18 protein-coding genes are annotated in these 17,693 nt (G+C 63.1%); 10 read left to right on the top strand and 8 right to left on the bottom strand.

The features are described 5' to 3' along the window. The first annotated feature begins 64 nt into the window (after positions 1-64). Positions 65-838, top strand: coding sequence for an SDR family oxidoreductase (locus tag KMAL_RS06845; RefSeq protein ID WP_110094996.1), 774 nt, complete (start codon positions 65-67; stop codon positions 836-838). A 445-nt stretch (positions 839-1,283) separates the two neighbouring features. On the opposite strand, the gene KMAL_RS06840 is transcribed toward KMAL_RS06845, so the two are convergent. Further along, positions 1,284-1,775 (bottom strand): Spy/CpxP family protein refolding chaperone, encoded by a 492-nt coding sequence (locus tag KMAL_RS06840; RefSeq protein WP_239020002.1) that lies wholly within the window; start codon positions 1,773-1,775, stop codon positions 1,284-1,286. A 273-nt stretch (positions 1,776-2,048) separates the two neighbouring features. On the opposite strand from KMAL_RS06840, the gene KMAL_RS06835 reads away from it, so the two are divergent. After that, a complete protein-coding gene (locus tag KMAL_RS06835; protein WP_110095025.1) occupies positions 2,049-2,990 on the top strand; it encodes a nucleoside hydrolase in 942 nt (313 codons plus the stop codon). Positions 2,991-3,096: 106 nt separating this feature from the next. Here KMAL_RS06835 and KMAL_RS06830 read toward each other — a convergent pair whose 3' ends face one another. Continuing rightward, the gene (locus tag KMAL_RS06830; RefSeq protein ID WP_110094994.1) at positions 3,097-3,582 is read right to left on the bottom strand and encodes a GAF domain-containing protein; all 486 of its coding nucleotides are present in this window, start codon (positions 3,580-3,582) and stop codon (positions 3,097-3,099) included. 160 nt (positions 3,583-3,742) lie between these two features. Here KMAL_RS06830 and KMAL_RS06825 point away from each other — a divergent pair, with 160 nt between their 5' ends. Further along, positions 3,743-4,681, top strand: coding sequence for a glycosyl transferase (locus tag KMAL_RS06825; RefSeq protein ID WP_180999758.1), 939 nt, complete (start codon positions 3,743-3,745; stop codon positions 4,679-4,681). A gap of 83 nt (positions 4,682-4,764) precedes the next feature. Here KMAL_RS06825 and KMAL_RS06820 read toward each other — a convergent pair whose 3' ends face one another. Genes KMAL_RS06820 through KMAL_RS06815 form a run of 3 tightly spaced genes read right to left on the bottom strand, consistent with a single transcriptional unit; the run spans position 4,765 to position 5,593 of the window. Then, positions 4,765-5,019, bottom strand: a complete 255-nt coding sequence (locus KMAL_RS06820) for a hypothetical protein (protein ID WP_110094992.1) — start codon at positions 5,017-5,019, stop codon at positions 4,765-4,767. 35 nt (positions 5,020-5,054) lie between these two features. Further along, positions 5,055-5,210: a hypothetical protein gene (locus KMAL_RS17215; protein WP_167400115.1), complete on the bottom strand. Its 156-nt coding sequence runs from the start codon at positions 5,208-5,210 to the stop codon at positions 5,055-5,057. 32 nt (positions 5,211-5,242) lie between these two features. Beyond that, the gene (locus tag KMAL_RS06815; RefSeq protein ID WP_239020001.1) at positions 5,243-5,593 is read right to left on the bottom strand and encodes a hypothetical protein; all 351 of its coding nucleotides are present in this window, start codon (positions 5,591-5,593) and stop codon (positions 5,243-5,245) included. Positions 5,594-5,658: 65 nt separating this feature from the next. On the opposite strand from KMAL_RS06815, the gene arfB reads away from it, so the two are divergent. Beyond that, on the top strand, positions 5,659-6,081 hold the full coding sequence (arfB, locus tag KMAL_RS06810; RefSeq protein WP_110094991.1) for an alternative ribosome rescue aminoacyl-tRNA hydrolase ArfB: 423 nt from the start codon (positions 5,659-5,661) through the stop codon (positions 6,079-6,081). Positions 6,082-6,125: 44 nt separating this feature from the next. Here arfB and KMAL_RS06805 read toward each other — a convergent pair whose 3' ends face one another. The 3 genes from KMAL_RS06805 to KMAL_RS06795 form a co-directional block, all read right to left on the bottom strand. After that, on the bottom strand, positions 6,126-6,815 hold the full coding sequence (locus tag KMAL_RS06805) for a Fe2+-dependent dioxygenase (protein WP_110094990.1): 690 nt from the start codon (positions 6,813-6,815) through the stop codon (positions 6,126-6,128). Positions 6,816-7,003: 188 nt separating this feature from the next. Beyond that, entirely contained in the window at positions 7,004-9,499 is a 2,496-nt protein-coding gene (locus KMAL_RS06800) for a TonB-dependent receptor (protein ID WP_110094989.1), read from the bottom strand. A gap of 333 nt (positions 9,500-9,832) precedes the next feature. Beyond that, positions 9,833-11,938, bottom strand: coding sequence for a TonB-dependent receptor (locus KMAL_RS06795; RefSeq protein WP_239020004.1), 2,106 nt, complete (start codon positions 11,936-11,938; stop codon positions 9,833-9,835). Positions 11,939-12,203: 265 nt separating this feature from the next. Between KMAL_RS06795 and KMAL_RS06790 the strand changes: the two genes are divergently transcribed. From KMAL_RS06790 to KMAL_RS06765, 6 genes are all read left to right on the top strand, one after another. Beyond that, complete coding sequence (locus KMAL_RS06790) at positions 12,204-12,494, top strand: hypothetical protein (RefSeq protein WP_110094987.1); 291 nt, start codon at positions 12,204-12,206, stop codon at positions 12,492-12,494. Then, on the top strand, positions 12,494-13,954 hold the full coding sequence (locus KMAL_RS06785; RefSeq protein WP_110094986.1) for a PepSY-associated TM helix domain-containing protein: 1,461 nt from the start codon (positions 12,494-12,496) through the stop codon (positions 13,952-13,954). Before KMAL_RS06790 ends, KMAL_RS06785 begins: the two co-directional genes overlap by 1 nt. Continuing rightward, complete coding sequence (locus KMAL_RS06780) at positions 13,951-14,220, top strand: hypothetical protein (protein WP_110094985.1); 270 nt, start codon at positions 13,951-13,953, stop codon at positions 14,218-14,220. Before KMAL_RS06785 ends, KMAL_RS06780 begins: the two co-directional genes overlap by 4 nt. A 131-nt stretch (positions 14,221-14,351) precedes the next feature. After that, a complete protein-coding gene (locus tag KMAL_RS06775) occupies positions 14,352-15,218 on the top strand; it encodes an aminotransferase class IV (RefSeq protein WP_110094984.1) in 867 nt (288 codons plus the stop codon). After that, a complete protein-coding gene (locus KMAL_RS06770; protein WP_110094983.1) occupies positions 15,215-16,270 on the top strand; it encodes a DmpA family aminopeptidase in 1,056 nt (351 codons plus the stop codon). The genes KMAL_RS06775 and KMAL_RS06770 overlap by 4 nt, the downstream gene beginning before the upstream one ends. Beyond that, complete coding sequence (locus KMAL_RS06765; protein ID WP_110094982.1) at positions 16,267-17,598, top strand: amidase; 1,332 nt, start codon at positions 16,267-16,269, stop codon at positions 17,596-17,598. Before KMAL_RS06770 ends, KMAL_RS06765 begins: the two co-directional genes overlap by 4 nt. The last annotated feature ends 95 nt before the right edge of the window (positions 17,599-17,693 follow it).

Below are 17,693 nucleotides of genomic sequence, written 5' to 3'. Positions count from 1 at the left end.
TTCACCCAGCACCTCCCCGCCCAAGGGAGCGCGCATCGCATCATAACGAAGGGATATCGAGACCATGGTCGATCACAGCATCAAAGGGAAAACCGTCCTGATCGCGGGTGGTGCAAAGAACCTTGGCGGGCTGATTGCCCGTGACCTCGCCGCCCATGGCGCACGCGCCATTGCCATCCATTACAACAGTAACGCCAGCAAGGCAGAAGCCGACAAGACGATCGCGGACCTGAAGGCGGCGGGCGTGCAGGCCGTGGCATTTCAGGCGGACCTGAGCACTGCGGCAGCAACCGCGAAGCTGTTTTCCGACACCGTCGCGGCCATTGGCCGCCCCGACATCGCCATCAACACGGTCGGCAAGGTCCTGAAAAAACCCATTGCCGAGACAGGCGAGGACGAATTCGACGAAATGTTCGCCGTCAACACCAAGGCGGCATTCTTCTTCATCAAGGAAGCGGGCCTGCACCTGAACGACCATGGCAAGCTGCTGACGCTGGTCACGTCGCTGCTTGGGGCCTACACGCCGTTCTACGCCACCTATGCCGGGTCGAAGGCGGCGGTGGAGCATTTCACGCGCGCGGCGTCGAAGGAATATGGCGCGCGCGGCATTTCGGTCAACGCGATCGGCCCCGGCCCGATGGATACCCCTTTCTTCTACGGGCAGGAATCGCAGGAAGCCGTGGCCTATCACAGGACCGCCGCCGCCCTGTCCCCCTTCAGCAGGACCGGCCTGACGGATATCGAGGATATCACCCCGCATGTCCGCTTCCTCGTTTCCGAAGGGTGGTGGATGACCGGGCAGACCATCCTCGTCAACGGTGGCTACACCACGAAATAAACCACGCCTCCCGCCTGCATGAACGCGCCCGGTGCCCTGCCGGGCGCGTTTTGCATTTTCCGTGACACGATCCGGCAGGGGCATGTCGACCGTGCCGCCAGGCATGTGCCGCCAGTCCCTTCATCATGGCGCGCCATGCGGGACGTATGGTCATCATTACACATGTTTCCGTTTATGTATTATGTTTGATAATATATTTGAAATGCGGCCCTGATCTGGCTTCGGACGGGGCCGGACTGGCATGCTGGGCGTGCCTGCGCGTCGTGTAAGGGGCATTCAGGAATGGTTTTTGGAAAAAGCTTCGCCAGCCCCCCCTGATCCCCGCCGGGGCGCTTGTCGCCTGATCTTCCCTGCGGGGCGGCACAAACAGAAATGGCGCCGGTTGCGGGGCAACCGGCGCCATCTCCATGGAAAGGGAGGACATCCTCCCCTTCGGGAAAACGCGTTACTTCTGCGGCGGCGGCGGAGGCTCCATCAGGGCATGGAGCTGCTCGTGCAGGGCATCGATCTTGTCCTGCCGGTCCTTGATCTGCGCCAGCTGATCGGGGGTCAGGATGTCGTGGATCTTGACCTCGAACTGCAGCCGCTGCGCCTCACGCTTCTGGTGCAGGGCATCAAGCTGCTGCTCGACAGAGGTCAGGCTGGCCTGATCCACCGTGCCCGGCGTGGTCAGCAGGGTCCGCAGCTGCTTGTGCAGGGCGCGTTCCTGCTCCATGTCCGCGCGGAAATCGGGATGGTCGCCATGCATCAGGGCCGCAAGTTTCTTGTGCTGCGCCGATGTCAGGGTGATCCCATGGAGGGAGAGGAGATGTCCATGATGGGGGCCATGCCCGCCGCACCCTTCACCCGGCGGCGGGGGAGGCGGAGCATCGTGCGCCAGCGCCGCATGTCCTGCCGTTCCGGCCAGTCCGGTCATGACGGCAGCAGCGAGAAGCATTTTCTTCATCATTTTCTGACTATGTCCTGAAAATATTAAAATGATGTAATCAGCGTCAAGTCATGCGCCTTACAGATATCTGTATACAGAAGACCATATGTCAGAATGCGGCATCTGTTCTACGAATTGTAACAGCGATTATTCCTGACAGACCGCGCCGTCTCCATGGCGGGGATGCGGGCATCCCTTGTGGCATCACATCTGGCGCGGGGGCATGGAAATATCCTACCGTGCGCTTTCACCAATACAGATGGCACGGGGCATGCAGGCGACATGACAGCACACAGGATCATCATCGATACCGATCCCGGCGTGGATGACGCGCTGGCCATCATGCTGGCACTGGCGTCCGGACAGTTGCGGATACAGGCCATAATCAGCGTGGCGGGCAATGTCACGGTGGAACAGACCGCGCGAAATGCCTGCCGCATCCTTGAACTGGCGGACCGCACGGATATCCCGGTTTACGCCGGGTGCGCCCGCCCGATCGGCCATACCAGCGTCAGCGCCAGTCATATTCACGGCGTCACGGGCATGGATGGGCCGGACCTGCCGCCACCGACCATGCCGATCCAGCCCCTCCACGGTGTCGATTATCTGGTGGAGGCCATCCGCACGGCCCCGCAGGGCAGCCTGGGCCTTGTCATGATGGGACCGATGACAAACCTGGCGCTGGCGCTCATCAAGGCGCCGGATATCGCCCCCCGCGTGCGTCAGGTCGTCGCGATGGGGGGCGCATGGTCGGAGGGCGGCAATATCACGCCGACTGCCGAATTCAATTTTCATGCCGACCCGGAGGCTGCGGATATCGTCCTGCGCAGCGGCATTCCCCTTACCCTGCTGCCGCTGGATGTCACCCACCAGTGCCTGACGACGCCGCAGCGCCTGGCGCGCCTGCGCGCGCTACCGGGTCGCTGCGCGGCGGCGGCCGTGGCAATGCTGGAACATGCGGGACGGTTCGACCTTGCCAAGTATGGCTGGGCGGGCGCGCCACTGCATGACCCATGCACCATCGCCAGCCTGATCGCCCCGGACCTGTTTGGCGGGCGGCAGGTCAATGTCACGATCTCGCTTGACGATGCGCTGACACGGGGCATGTCGGTCGTGGACTGGTGGGGCACCACGAAACGGCCCGCCAACGCCATGTTCATGCGACAGGCCGACGCGGACGGGTTCTATGACCTGCTGAGCACACACCTCGCCCGCCTGCCATGACCGGAACGGATTTCCCCGAAAAACATCTCGAAGTTTTTGGTGAAGCTTTTTCCAAAAAGCTTCAAAAACGCTTCTTTTTTAAAAACATCCCACCGCGCAGGAGGTCTCAGCCTTTCCCGCCACAAGCCCGCACATATGACGCCGCGACCTGCTCGATCAGGGCGGCATGCGCCTGCGTGAAGCGCGCAGGCGACGGGCTGTCGATATCGATGACCCCCAGGAGGCGGTCCCCATCAATGATGGGCACCACGATTTCCGAGCGCGAAGCCGCATCGCATGCGATATGCCCCGCGAAGGCATGGACATCGGGCACCACGATGGTCCTGCGCTGCTGCGCCGCCGTGCCACATACCCCCTTGCCCATCGTGATGCGGGTGCAGGCCACGCGCCCCTGGAACGGCCCCAGCACAAGCTGCCCATCGCGCAGGAAGTAGAACCCGGCCCAGTTGATGTCCGACAGCCCCTCGAACAGGATGGCGGCGATGTTCGCAGCATTCGCGATCGGATCGCCCTCCCCTTCGGTAATGGCGGCGACGGTGGCGAGGATCTCGTCTTCGCCAAGGGGGGCCGATGTCCCCGTGTGAACTGTCATGGCGCGGTTCCTGTAATGGTCATTGCACGACCCAGAACATAGCGGCGTTCGGACAACCGGGCCAGCACCCTGTCCCCCGTTTCCCACCCGTCATGATGGCTCTATGCTGCACCGGCCCGTGCCGCCACGCCCGGCGGGCAGGCAAGGCAGGAGGCCCCGGTTGCGCAAGGTTATCGTCACGGGATGTGACAGCGGCTATTTCCCGCTGGTCATGGAACTGATCCAGTCGATCGGCGGCAGGACGGATGCGGCGTTATGCGTCCTTGACGCGGGCCTGTCGCCCCAGCAGGCGCAGGTGCTCCGTGACCTTGGGGTGCTGGTGCGCGCGCCCTACGTCCCGCCCTGCGCGCCCGCACGGCAGGTGCGACAGCGCCCGACCCTTGCCATCAACCTGTCAAAGCTGTGGCTGGACCGCCTCCTGCCGCAGTTCGACCTGATCCTGTGGATTGATGCGGATGCGTGGGTGCAGGACATCACCGCCCTCGAACATATGTTCGACGCCGCGCGTGACGGGGCGCTTGCCATCGTGCCTGAAATCGGGGCCAAGATCGCGGACATGTTCGCCATCCGCTGGATCTGCCCCGGCTGGATGCAGGTGCGCTCTTTCCTTTACAAGAACGCGCGCAAGGCCCGCCTGCCCTTTTCCATCCGGCGACGGATCGGCGCGAAACCCCTACTCAATTCCGGGGTGATGTGCCTGCATCGCGACGCGGCCATATGGCCCGTGCTGCGCAGATGGCAGGACAGGATCGTCCGCCGTGGCGGCGCCCTGTTCACCCAGGACCAGCTCAGCATCGCGCTGGCGGTCTATATCGACAATGCCCGCGTGACGTTCCTTGACAACGCCCACAACTATATCGGGCCGTGGCTGCTGGATGCACGGCGCGGCATGCTGGTCAACCTGTTCTACCCGCATGACCCTGTGGGGATCGTCCATCTCGTCTCACAGGCGCGACTGCGGCAGTCGCTGTCAAATACCCTCCCCGTCCCGACCCTTGCGGGGGGCGAGGTCGCACTCAACCTGCGCTTCGGGGGACTACAGGCCTTCCGTCGCATGCACCTTGCGTCCGGGAAGGATGTTGCGGGGCAGGAAGGATGAAAGTTCCCCGGCACCGCCTTCTTGAAAAAAGGCGGTGCCCCTGAAGCTTTTTGGGAAAAGCCTCACCAGAAGCTTCTGGGCGTTCAGGAAGCCGCGCGGTCCCCGCGCGCCTTCAGCACGGCCTCCGCCGCATCGTGCAACTGTTTCGCCAGGTGGCGGGCCTGTTCGGGATGCAGGGCCGTGACCACCCGGCGGTCCCCCGTTTTGAGGTGTTCGGGGGACGAGGCCATGAACAGGTCGAGGATGACCACCGAATCCTGCACGGCCTCCGCCCCGCAGCTTACGGTGGGATAGACGACAACATTGCCGCTGGTATCTTTTGCGTGTTCTTCAGACATGGGGTCCTGCCATGATTGAGGAAAGGAAGGCAGCCTTAGCGCGTGCGTTTCTTCTGCGCCTGTTCGTGACGCAGCTGCGCGCTCTGTGCCTGGATGGTTTTCTGCGCATTGGCCAGCGCATCCCTCAGGCGGGCCAGTTCGGCCTTCAGGGCTGCGATCTCGGCACGCAGGGCGGGGGGATGATCATCCATTCGTCACAACCTTTGCATACAAAGAAGGGGCGCTACTGGGTCGCAAATCGTGAACGCACCTGGTCGAACAGGGCACGCGCGGCCATATCCTTGCTGTCGGTATGTTCCATCAGGTGGCGCATGTGCGCGGCAATGTCCTCGGCGCGCAACGTGCCGCTGTCGGTCAGCATCTGCATCAGTTCCATGATGACAAGCTGCTGGGCCGCGATCATCTTGACCACCGGCATCACCTTTTTCTGCGCCGCCTGGTCGGCCGCCTGCGCCAGCAGTTCGCGCAACTGCTCACTTTCGCGATCCGTAACCTCGGTCATGTGTTCCTCCCGCCATGTTTCCTTGTTGGGTGCATGGTGGTCGTATCCACGCCCGCAGGCAATGCCCGCCATGCGGGGAAGGTATCCGCAAAGCGAACATCTGCCCACATAATGGCGGGAATGTGCTATACGCAGGCATGGCGTACCCAGTTCTTCCCGATCTTGTTATCTCCGACGACGACATTGTCGTGACCTACATCCATGCGTCCGGGCCGGGTGGGCAGAATGTCAACAAGGTCGCAACCGCCGTGCAGCTCCGCTTTGACGCGACGCGATGTGCCGCGCTGACATCGCGCATGCGGGCACGGCTACGGCTGCTGGCTGGCAGCCGCATGACGCGGGAGGGGGAAGTCATCCTGACCGCGCAGAAATTCCGCAGCCAGACCCGCAACCGCGAGGACGCGATCGAACGGCTGTGCGAACTGCTGCGGCAGGCGGCCCATGTCCCCACGCGCCGCATCGCCACCCGCCCCTCCCGCACGCAGCGCCGCCGCAGGATGGACGACAAGGCGCGACGCGGGCAGGTCAAGCAGGGGCGTGGCCGCCCGACCCTCGACTGATCCGCGCGCTTTCCCGAAATGCCGTCATGCCGGGGCAATGGCCCCTACAGGATGCACCACTGCCGCATCAGGTTGTGATAGATGTTCGTCAGGCCCAGCACGGCAGGGTCATGATCGCCAAGGCGCTCACGCAGCGTGATGGTCTGCAGGTCGAGGTCGAACAGGATACGCCGGCGCGTTTCATCGGCCACCATCGACTGTGACCAGAAAAATGCCGCCAGCCGCGACCCGCGCGTCACCGGCGTCACGCGATGCAGGACGGTCGTGGAATACAGGACCAGGTCACCCGCCGGCAGCCTGATCGCCTGTTCGCCACCGGGGTCGGACATGACCAGTTCGCCACCGTCATAGTCATCCGGGTCGGACAGGAACAGCGTGGACGACACGTCCGTGCGGATACGCGTGTGGATTCCCGCCGCATAGATCCCCCGGATGGCGTTATCGACATGCGCGCCAAAGGACATGCCCACGTCATACCGGTTGAACAGCGGGGGACTGACGCGATAGGGCAGCACCGCGCTGTTGAATGTCGCATTGCGGCCCAGCGCGCGCAGCACGATATCGCCAAGCTCCCGGCAGGCCGGGGAATCCTGTGGTAATTGCCGGTTGTTCTTGCTCTTGGCGGATTGCTGCCCGGCCGTCTCCCGCCCATCCGTCCATTGCGCCGCGCGCAGCATCTCCTGACAGTGGGCGAGTTCCCCGGCATCAAGCAGTCCGGGCACATGTAACAGCATTCGACCTTATCCCCGTATCCGTGCGCCCCGGCCCCGATGGCCGGTCATCCGGCACCATGCCACAGGAAGGTACTTACGAAATCTGGCAGAAATCATGAAGAGGTTTTTGGCAAAGCCTGTTCCGGCAGGTTCCGGGCGATGCCGCCTTTGTGGAAAAAGGCGGCACAATGGCCGTCGCGTCCCCTCCCTCAATACTGGGCCGACACATTGAACAGGAATGACCTGCCGATGGACGGCGTCACGCGGTTGGAAAACAGGCTGCCGTAATTCAGGCGGTTATCAAGGTTGTAGGCATTCATCGCCACGCGCCAGTGGTTGTTGAACCGGTGCGACACCATGGCGTCGAATTCCACCGTGGCGGGCGCGCGCGCCGTGTTGGCCTGGTCCAGCCAGACACCCTGGCGCCATGTCAGGCCACCGCCAACCGTCATGTTCCACGGCCTGCGCGGCGCGATCTCATACGACGTCCATGCCGTCGCCTGGTTGTGGGGAACATACTGGATCTGCCCGCCCTGCTTGGACGATGTGGAACCGGCCTTGGTAATCGTCGGGTCATACAGCGCATAGGTGCCATAGAACATCCAGTTGGGCAGCAGCGTGCCGGAGATGCTCAGTTCCAGCCCCTGGTTACGTTCCTGGTCGCTTGTCGCGCTGATGTCGCCCGTGGTGGGATCGGTCTGGATCGAATTGCTCTTGTCCAGCCGGAACAGCGCCGCCGTCATGCCGATCCGGTCATGAAAAGCACTGTATTTCGCACCAATTTCATAAAGGGAGCTACGTTCTGGCGCGGCACTCTGGTTCTTGGCGTTCATCGGTTCGGAACTGTTGGTGACATACATGCTCAACGGGGTCGTGGACTGCGACCAGTTGAAATACACCATCAGGTTGCTGCGCGGCGTATACATGACGCTGACGCTGGGGTTGATCGTCGTCTCGTCCTGCCCGTAATGCACGTCGGGATATTTGGCGGTATTGCCACCCGTCGCACTGTAATGGCTGTTCCAGTTATCCCAGCGGAAGCCGGCCTTGATCGACAGGGAGTCCGTCAGCCACACCTGGTCCGACAGGAAAAACCCGACATCGAGGGCATCGCTGTCCTTGTAACATTTCTTGCCCACACCACTGATGTTCACAAGGCGGTCAGGATACTGGTTACAGTTCCCAAGGACCAGTCCCGGCACATACATCGACGGGTTGAGCAGGCTGGTGCTGGTGCGGTTGCTGCCATAGGCATAGTTCTGCCGGTGGTCGGTCACATATTCAATATCGAACCCGCCGATGACTTCGTGGCGGAAGCGCCCCGTCTTGAAACGCGCAACACCGGAGAAGACATCCTGTATGGACCAGTCGCTCTGCCGGTAGGGTTCCGGCCCCCCAACGCCACCATTGCGCGCGACCTGCGCGCTGGCGGGATTGGCGGAAAAGAAATCGCTGTTACAGGTCGCGGACGGCACGCTGCCATTGATCAGGTTATTGTTATAGGCGGCGGTCCCGGCCGCCATGCTGGAACAGGCCTCCTGCGAGGCGGAGAAATAGCGGTGGAAGATCCCGCCACGCATGTCGTTATACAGCGTCAGGATGGGGATGACATGTGCCGTCAGGCGGCCCGTGATCATGTCGTCGCTGCTGTTGTCCTGATCGTAGGTCGTCCCATACCAGTTGGTACGCCGCACGCCGTATTCGGTCACCGGGCGGCCGATCGCCTGCCCCGGCTTGTAGACGACCGGCACGCCGTAATCGGGAATGCGGTTGTCGTTCTGGTGGAAATATTCAAGGACGAACGAGACCTTCTTGCCCAGGCCAAAGGCGATCGAAGGCGCGATCCCCCAGCGATGGGAATAGATATAGTCACGCCCGACCACATTATTTTCATTGCCCATGCCTGTCAGGCGAAAGGCGATGCTGTCAGTCAACTGCTGGTTGATATCAAGCGTGCCGCGATAGTACGACCCGCTCCCGCCGGAGAAATTGGCCTGGTACGCATTGCCCAGGTGCGGGGTCTTGGTAACGATGTTGATCGCACCACCCGTCGTGCCGTTGCCAAAGACTTCCGACGATGGCCCCTTGATGACGGAGACATGGTCGTAATCGAAACTGTCGCGCGTATAGACGCCAAAGTCGCGCAGCCCATTTTCGTAAATGTCGTTCTGCGACTGGAACCCGCGGATCAGGAACTGGTCGCCCGCCATGCCGCCTTCCCCCTCGCCCACCGACGCGGTGATGCCGGGCACGTTCTTCAGCGCTTCATCGAGGGATTTGACGTTCTGCTGCTGCATCAGCACCTGCGGGACGACATTGATGTTCTGCGGCGTGTGCATCGCGTCATGCGGCATGCGGCTAAGCCCCACGGACTGCCGCAGCGCATTCATCGGGGAGGCCGTGACCGTCGTATGGTCGTAACGATGGTCCGAAAGCACCCCATCCGCATCCGGCTGCATGTCGGCGGGAGGCGTGGTGGTCGACGTCCCGGTGGTCCTGGCCGTCGCGGCGGTCGTGGTCGTGGCGCCCCCTCCCTGCCCTGACGTCGATGCGGCAGTGGACGCTGCCCCCGCCAGCACGGTGGCGGAGGCATTGCCCGTCGTGCTGGTCGTGGCGGCGTGTGCTGCGGACGAACAGGCAAGCGCCAGTGTCGCGGTTGCTGCGGAAAATGGTCGAAGGCGTCGGGGTGGGAGCATAGGGGCCATCTCTGTTTTTGAGACTGATTATCAGTTGCCACCCTAATTACTCGTAGTGATTCTGATTCGCAATATCAAAAAGATGTCACGATGGAATGAATCGCAATATCAGGGCCGGACATGCGCCACCGACAGAATCCCGGTCCACGCACATGATGGAACATCTTTTTTATTTCTATGGTTTTAAAAAACGCCATGCCTGCGCAGGGGGCAGGCATGGCGTTGTGGAACCCGCTTGCGCGCCACGGCCGCTGAAAATCCCGCCCGCGAAACGTCACGCAGATCATCAACAATCTTGCGAAGACAGGACAGTTTTTACAAAAACCCCTGCCCCGCCCGATGTCACAGGTCAGCGGTAAAGGAAAACTTGAACGTGCGCGGCAATCCTTCGAGCAGGTAGCCATTGAAGGACGAGGACCAGTAGCGGGTATTGGCCAGGTTATCGACACCGAAACGCAGGGTCAGCGGCTTGTGATCCGCCACGAATGTGTACCGTGCGGCCAAATCAAAGCGTGTCCATACCGGCAGGTGCAGCGTATTGGACGTATTGACCATCTGCTTGCCCGTATTGACGACCCGTCCCACCACCGTCGCCCCCTTCAGGAACGGCAGGTCATATTCCAGATTTCCATTGATGGTGTAATTGGGAATACCGATCGCGGTATGCCCGTCCTGCAGGCCACCGGCCGTGCGGCGCAGGTCCGCGTCGATCACCGTGCCGCCACCATTGAAACGCAGGCCCGGCAGGATCTGCCCATTGACGCTGAGTTCGATGCCACGATTGCGCTGCAACCCATCCTCGACATAGATCGACTGGCCACTGTTGCCGACGGCCTGCGAATAGGCATTGGGCTGTGAAATCTGGTACACCGCCAGCGACGTGCTGAAACGCCGGGTTTCATATTTCACGCCCACCTCGTACTGGGTGGATTTGTAGGGGGCGAAAACCTGTCCCTGGTTCAGGGTATCGGCAGGTGCGGTCGGCCCCTGCGACAACCCCTCGATCCGGTTGAAATACAGGGCCGTCTGCCGGGTCGGATGGATGACCAGTCCGACGACAGGCGTAATCGCGTCCTGGTCGTAATGCGAATTCACGGCCCCACGCCCCGACGCGGCATAGTCATATCCGTTGATCAGCATGTTCTGGTAACGAAATCCGCCCGTCAGCGCCACGCGATCGTGGAAGAAGGACATCGTATCGGAAAAGAACAGGCTGTACAGCCGCGTACGGCTGATGGGCTGCGGGTTGCCCACGTCACCACCGCTGAAGGTATTGGCAAGTGGCGCGACCGCCGGCGTGCGGTAGATGTTCGTCGCCGCCGACGTCAATGCCATGGAATAGGCGGTGTCCGCCTCCTCCCACAATGACGACCCACCGGCATTGACCTCGTGCCGGACCGGCCCCGTACTGAAATGCGCCCGCACCCCGCCACGCGCGCTTTCGTTCGTCTGGACATAGGGAACATACATGCTGCCAATCGTCGCGGCCCCGGTGGCGGCGTCGGTTACGGTGGGATTGGCGTATTCCCCCTTCTCGTCCCCGCCAAGGCCGCCAAACGCACCATAGACCGTAATGTGTTTCGAAAAATCATGCTCTACATTCAATTTTCCGAAAATGTAGTTCAGGTCGTTATAGGCCCAGCGCTGCCCGAAATTGTGCGCGGGGGCTGCGGCACGGGGCACCGCCGTCACGCCAGAGCCAAGGAAGATGGCCGGCCGGCCGCCATTCACGCCCTGATTCTGGTAATTCATGTCCAGCGAGATGCGGGTACGGTCATCATGCCAGTCGAAATCCGCGCCCACGGCGGCGGAATGGCGGTATTCGTGGTCGATGGAATCCTCCCCATCCTGCCCCGCGACATTGAGGCGGAAGCCAAAGGCCTTGTCCCGCCCGAAACGCCGCCCGAAATCCACGCTGCCGCCGCCAAGCGCGTTGCTGGTGTAATCACCGGTCACCCGCGTGATGGGGGTGGTGGTCGCGTGCTTGAATTCCAGGTTGATGTTGCCGCCAATGGCCGACCCGCTGGGCGCCGCACCATTGAGGAAGGCGCTGGCGCCGTTGAGCACCTGTACCTGGTCATACAGTTGCGGCGAGACAAGCTGCCGGGGCGTTATGCCATACAGGCCGTCAATGGCCACGTCATCGCCATTGACCGGGAAGCCACGGATCACGAACATTTCGGAAAAGTTGCCATATCCGTAGGTCGTGCGCACCGACGGGTCGTTCTCCAGCACCTGCCCCAGCGTCTGTGACTGCTGGTTGAGGATCATGCTGGCGTTATAGCTGCGCACGTTGAAGGGCACATCAAGCCCCTTCTTGTTCCCCAGCGCGCCGAGGTTGCCGCCGGTCGTAACCTCCATTTCGTTGTGACGCTTGGCGGTCACGACGATCTTTTCATCCTTCGCGGCCGCATCCGCCGTGTCGCCATCGGCGGCGAGGGCCGACATGCCGGGCGCAAGGCTGGCGACGAAAACCACGGCTGCCAGTCTTGCGACGTTTTTGCGGCGGTCAGAAAGCAGGCAGACACATAACATCACAGGGAGCCTCGGGTAAAAACGGTTGCGTCGCGGCGTGATATACGCAAGTGCGAGTAAGTCGCAACAGCAGAAAGGGCGTTATCACACAGTTTTCGCAAAAGGTGCAAATTTGTGGCATGAACACCACATGCGAATGTGTCGCATTTATTTAACACTCTGTAACACAAGGACATCCGTGACCCGCGACAAGGCGAAACAGAAATCCGCGCTGTCCGCAGACAGGCTCCGCACCGCCGTGGCGGCATGCCTGCTGTCGTATGTTGTCGCGCGCCTGATCGTGCATGACGCCAGTTGCTGGCATGCGCCCCTGCCGGCCGAGGCCACGGCTCTGGGCCAGGTCATCGCCATCGCCTGCCTGCCGGTCATGGTGCTGGCCTGTTTCGGGATGCGGGCGCGCCATCGCGGGCTGGTCATGCTCATCGTACTGGGCGGTCTGCTCGCATTATGGCCGCAGGTCGTGCCATAATGCGCGAAACGCTGCGTACACGCATGGGATGGCTGCACACATGGATCGGGTTCGTGTGCGGGCTTGTGCTGGCCTGTATCTGCGCCACCGGCACGCTTGCGGTTTTCGATACGGAAATCACGCGCTGGATGCAGCCGGAAATAGATATCCCCGCTGGCACGCCCCTTACGGATGCGGCACTTGATGCAGCGGCCGCACGGGTGCGCGAACAGCAGGCGCGGGGTATCTTCGCGTTCCTCAACCTGCCCTCCGCCCGGATGCCGGTGCTGGAGGTCCTGCATTACAATGGCCATGAATTCACGGGCGACGTGCTCGACCCGCGCACGGGCGCACCCATCGCGGCACGCGCCACGGCGGGGGGGAAGTTCTTCTACAACTTCCATTATACACTGCGTGGGGGCGGCACGATTGGCGTGGGCATTGTCAATATCCTCGCACTCGGGCTGCTGGTTTCGGTGGGGGCCGGGATCATCATCCATCTGCGCGCGCTGCTGCCCGACCTTGTCATGCTGCGCCTGTCTGGATCGCGTATCCGGTCATGGCTGGATGCGCACCTGCTCGGCGGCGTGCTGTTCCTGCCCTTTACCGTCATGATGGCCTATACCGGCATTCTTGTGCATGCCGACACGATCCTGCCCGCGCGCCTGCCCATGGTGGCGGCACCGAAGCCCGCCGCAGCGCCCCCGTCGCGCCCTGCCCCGCCCCTGCCCATGGTGGCGCACCTGCGCCCGTTGCTGGAGACGGCGCGCACGAACCTCGGTGGCCGGGAATGTGGTTTCATCCTGTTTTCACCCGACCGGCTGAGCATTTCTGCAAGCGACGCCTCCGGCCCGTTCCTGACGCGCGACCATGTCGATTTCGCCCTGCCGGACGGGCGCCTGCTGGGCACGACACTGACGCGCCGCCCCATCGCCACGACCCTGCAACTGATGCACGGGTTGCATTACGCACGCTTTGCCCCGCCCGCGCTGCGCTGGCTGTATTTCATATCCGGCCTTGGGGCGACGGCAACGATTGCAACCGGCCTGGTGCTGTTCCTGATGAAACGACGCCGCCAGTCGGGACACCGGGTCGCCTTCCGCATCGCGGAAGGGCTGGCCATCGCCACCATAACGGGTTTACCGATCGGTATCCTGTCCTTCCTGTGGGCCAACCGGATGCTGCCTGCGGGACGGCCCGGACGGGACATGGCGGAGATCACAATGTTCCTTGGCATATGGGCGGCCTGCGCGCTGCATGGTGTCCTGCGCTCATGCCAAGGACTGCCGATGCGGGGATGGCGCGAACAGCTTGCCATCATCGCGCTGCTCGGCTGTGGGGTGCCGGCCATGGATGCCATGACCGGCATGACGGCATGGCGGCATGCCCCCGCCCTGCATGGGGGCGTCGGCGCAATGGCATTCCTGTGCGGCCTTGGCGGACTGTATGCCATGCGGCGAACAGGCGGGGATGCCCGATGATGATCCCCTGCCTTGTCCTGCTGTGGGCCTGCTGCCTCGCATGCCATGCCGGACTGCACTGCACACGCTACCGCCTGCCGGGCGTGCCTGCGCGTTATCGCCCGATGCTGCGGGTGATCCGGGCTGGGACCCCTGCCCTTGCCCTCGGCACGGCGCTGACGGATGGCGTCGTGGGCGGCGTGCTGCTGTGGTGCGCGACATTTTCCATCGCCGGGCTGCTGGTCGCGGCCGGCATCGCAGCATGGTCCGCACGGCAGCGGCGCTGACCCCACGGGGCCGCAGGGTGTGTCGCATCCAGTAACTTTTGAGAATGGAAGCAAAGAAAATATCAATTCGACGGCCGCCCGATCCGGGGCCATAATGTCCGCCATCCATTTTCGCCATACCGGAGCAAGACATGGGGTCACTGATCTACCTGAACGGGGAATTCCAGCCTGCGGAGAGTGCACGGATTTCCCCCTTTGATCGGGCCTTCCTGTTCGGTGAAGGGATCTATGAGGTCTGTATCGTCGTCAACGGGTGCTTCGTGGACATGGACAGCCACCTTGCGCGGCTGGACCGCTCCCTTGCCGCATGTGGCATGGCCCCGCCGCCCGAACGCCCGCAACTCGAACAGGTCATCAACGACCTTGCCCGGCGTAACGGCGTCACGGACGGGCTTGCCTACCTGCAGGTCACGCCCGGCGCGACCCCGCGCGCGTTTACCGCCGTGCCGCAGGAACGCCTCACGCTGTTCATCCTGACGCAGGCACAGGACATCCTGTCCGCCCCGCACCTGTCGCGCGGGATCACGGTGCAGGTGCAGCCCGACATCCGCTGGCTCCATCGCGACATCAAGACGGTCATGCTGCTGCCACAGGTCATGGCCAAGCGCAGCGCGCTTGCCAACGGGTTCAACGATACCATCTTCGTCGACGAACAGGGCGTGACCGAAGGGTCGTCCTCCAACATCTTCATCGTCACCGATACTGGCACGCTGGTCACGCGCCCGCTGTCGAACCACCTTCTGGCCGGCTGCACGCGCCAGCGGATCATCACCCTGGCGCGGGAGGCCGGGATGACGGTGGAAGAACGCGTCATCACGCGCGACGAACTGTCACGCGCGCCAGAGGTCTTCGCGACCAGCGCGACATACATGGTCGTTCCCATCACCCGCATTGACGACCATGTCGTGGGCGACGGACGGATCGGGAAGGTCACGAAGCGCCTGCAGGATGCGTATGTCGCCTTCATCCGCGCCCTCGCCGCCACGGGTGCGCCATGACACTCGACAGTCCCGCGCGCCGCTTCCGGCTGGGCTGTGGCATCCTGCCGCCCGGCCCGTACAATGCCATCACCGATGTCCCCGGCGTGCGCGTCGGGCACCGTACGCTGCGCAACGGCCCGGTGCAGACGGGCGTCACCTGCATCCTGCCCCATGATGGCGACCTGTTCCGCGACCGTCCGCTGGGCGCGGTACATGTCTTCAACGGGTTCGGCAAGAGCGTCGGCCTGATGCAGGTCGAGGAACTCGGCCAGATCGAAACGCCGATCCTGCTGACCAACACCCTGTCCGTCAGTGCGGGGGCCGAGGCGCTGATCCGCGACGCCATCAGGCGCAATCCCGAAATCGGCCGCAGCCTGTCGACGGTCAACCCGCTGGTGTGCGAATGCAATGACGGGCGCATCAATGACATACAGGCGCTGGCCGTAACGCCGGATGATGCGTTGCAGGCGATACGCGATGCACAGGGCGGCACGGTGGCGCAGGGTGGCGTCGGCGCGGGCACCGGCATGACGGCGTTCGGTTTCAAGGGCGGGATCGGCACGTCGTCGCGCCATGTCGCGGCCGGGATGCACCAGGGGATTCTCGGCGTGCTGGTACTGGCCAATTTCGGCATGCCGGGCGACCTGACCCTGCCCGACGGGCGACGCATCGCGCCCCCGGCCGCCCCGGCCCTGCACAATGAACGCGAACGCGGTTCCGTCATCATGGTTGTCGCCACCGACCTGCCGCTGGATTACCGGCAGCTGCGCCGCGTCATCCGTCGCGCGGGCGTGGGGATCGGACGGCTGGGATCGTTCTGGGGCAATGGCAGCGGCGATGTCGCGGTGGGTTTCTGCCCCGGCGTCCGCTTCCACCTGCACGAACCCGAAGGCGTCATCAACCGCCCCATGCTGAACGAGGCGCATATCGACACGCTGTTCCGCGCGGTGGCCGAAGCCACGCAGGAAGCCGTGCTCAACGCCCTGTGCGCGGCCGCCCCCGTCACCGGACGCAACGGCGTGGTGTTCCCTGCCCTGTCGGACGTGCTGGCGGCCCACCCGCACCCATGACATCCGGCCGCACGACAGGGCATCGCCGCGATGCGGATCCCGGTGCGGCCATCCGCACGGAACTGGCGCGGATGGAGGCACGCGATACAGGCGTGCATGCCCTGCGCCATGTCCGGCACGCGGCCACCCTTCAGGAAGCACAGGCCCTGGCCCGCCTGTCCGGACAGCAGCGCGCGGGGCTGCCGCTCCATGGGTTGAACATCGCGGTAAAGGACAACATAGATATCGCCAACACCCCCATACAGGGGGGCAGCCGCCTGTTCGCCGGGCGCATTGCGGCGCAGGATGCGTGGATCATCGCCCGCCTGCGCGCGGCGGGTGCACTGTTCCCCGCCGTGACCAGCATGTGCGAACTGGCATGGGGCACGACCGGCGAAAATGCCGTGGGGGCACGCACCCGCAATCCACGCGACACCCGACTGGACCCCGGCGGGTCCAGCAGCGGGTCCGCCGCCGCCGTGGCCAATGGGCTCACCATGGCCGCGCTTGGCACGGATACCGCATGTTCCATCCGCTTTCCCGCACATTGCTGCGGCATCGCGGGGTTCAAGCCCACGGCGGCCCGCTGGGACATGACCGGGATCATGCCCCTTGTCCCCAGCCTTGACCATGTCGGTCTGCTGACACGCACCGCACGCGACGCGCTGCACCTGTTCTGCGCCATCGACCATGGCGCCACGGCTCCCACCCCCCAACCACCACGCACGCCACGTATCGGCATCCGGTGGGAGGGATTTGAAAATTGTGACGCCAGCATCACCGGAGTCATGGACCGGCTGCTGTCGGCCCTGCATGACGGGGGCATCGTGCCCATCGACTGCGCAACGGCACTGCATGCCCGGACATTGCCTGTCACAGGCGCGCTTTTTGCCGAATCATGGCAGGTCTGGCGCGATGCCGTGCACAAAAGCCCCGATGCCATTTCCCCTGCCCTGCGCGAACGCCTGTTGCGGAAAAGTTCCGTCTCCCTCAGCGAAATCGAGGATGCACGCCGCGAACAGGCCGCCATAAGGGCGGACATGGACCGGGTGCTGGAGACATGCGACCTGCTGCTTGAACCCACGGCGCAGATACCTGCCCTGCCCCCCGAGGCGATGACGGCCGAACATCCCCTGCTGGCATCGCGCAACTGCACGGTGACGAATATCAGCGGCCATCCTTCCATCAGCATCCCATGCGGGGAAGATGATGGGGGCCGTCCGGTCGGTGTGCTGCTGAGCGCGCGGCGGGGCAGTGACCGGACTTTGCTGGAACATGCCATCTGGCTTGAAGGCCTGATCGCGCGGCAGGGGTTGCGCCGGGCGTTACCTGCCGGCCCCGCATCGTGATGTTACCGGATGCCGACGTTTCTAGATTTCTCTTTTTATTTTCAAGATTTTCAAAAAAAACCTTCACCAAAAACGTTCATGGACTGCGGCGTGTG

The sequence above is a fragment of the Novacetimonas maltaceti genome, from assembly GCF_002906255.1.
Lineage (GTDB): Bacteria > Pseudomonadota > Alphaproteobacteria > Acetobacterales > Acetobacteraceae > Novacetimonas > Novacetimonas maltaceti.
The sequence above is the reverse complement of the archived record's forward strand: the minus strand, read 5'-3'. Positions and strand labels throughout refer to the sequence as shown.

Excerpts from the sequence above, each read along its gene's own strand:
- KMAL_RS06845 (WP_110094996.1), top strand. The coding sequence starts at position 65 with ATGGTCGATCACAGCATCAAAGGGAAAACCGTCCTGATCGCGGGTGGT.
- KMAL_RS06840 (WP_239020002.1), bottom strand. The coding sequence starts at position 1,775 with ATGCTTCTCGCTGCTGCCGTCATGACCGGACTGGCCGGAACGGCAGGA.
- KMAL_RS06835 (WP_110095025.1), top strand. The coding sequence starts at position 2,049 with ATGACAGCACACAGGATCATCATCGATACCGATCCCGGCGTGGATGAC.
- KMAL_RS06830 (WP_110094994.1), bottom strand. The coding sequence starts at position 3,582 with ATGACAGTTCACACGGGGACATCGGCCCCCCTTGGCGAAGACGAGATC.
- KMAL_RS06820 (WP_110094992.1), bottom strand. The coding sequence starts at position 5,019 with ATGTCTGAAGAACACGCAAAAGATACCAGCGGCAATGTTGTCGTCTAT.
- KMAL_RS17215 (WP_167400115.1), bottom strand. The coding sequence starts at position 5,210 with ATGGATGATCATCCCCCCGCCCTGCGTGCCGAGATCGCAGCCCTGAAG.
- KMAL_RS06815 (WP_239020001.1), bottom strand. The coding sequence starts at position 5,593 with ATGGCGGGCATTGCCTGCGGGCGTGGATACGACCACCATGCACCCAAC.
- arfB (WP_110094991.1), top strand. The coding sequence starts at position 5,659 with ATGGCGTACCCAGTTCTTCCCGATCTTGTTATCTCCGACGACGACATT.
- KMAL_RS06805 (WP_110094990.1), bottom strand. The coding sequence starts at position 6,815 with ATGCTGTTACATGTGCCCGGACTGCTTGATGCCGGGGAACTCGCCCAC.
- KMAL_RS06800 (WP_110094989.1), bottom strand. The coding sequence starts at position 9,499 with ATGGCCCCTATGCTCCCACCCCGACGCCTTCGACCATTTTCCGCAGCA.
- KMAL_RS06795 (WP_239020004.1), bottom strand. The coding sequence starts at position 11,938 with ATGTCGGCCCTCGCCGCCGATGGCGACACGGCGGATGCGGCCGCGAAG.
- KMAL_RS06785 (WP_110094986.1), top strand. The coding sequence starts at position 12,494 with ATGCGCGAAACGCTGCGTACACGCATGGGATGGCTGCACACATGGATC.
- KMAL_RS06780 (WP_110094985.1), top strand. The coding sequence starts at position 13,951 with ATGATGATCCCCTGCCTTGTCCTGCTGTGGGCCTGCTGCCTCGCATGC.
- KMAL_RS06775 (WP_110094984.1), top strand. The coding sequence starts at position 14,352 with ATGGGGTCACTGATCTACCTGAACGGGGAATTCCAGCCTGCGGAGAGT.
- KMAL_RS06770 (WP_110094983.1), top strand. The coding sequence starts at position 15,215 with ATGACACTCGACAGTCCCGCGCGCCGCTTCCGGCTGGGCTGTGGCATC.
- KMAL_RS06765 (WP_110094982.1), top strand. The coding sequence starts at position 16,267 with ATGACATCCGGCCGCACGACAGGGCATCGCCGCGATGCGGATCCCGGT.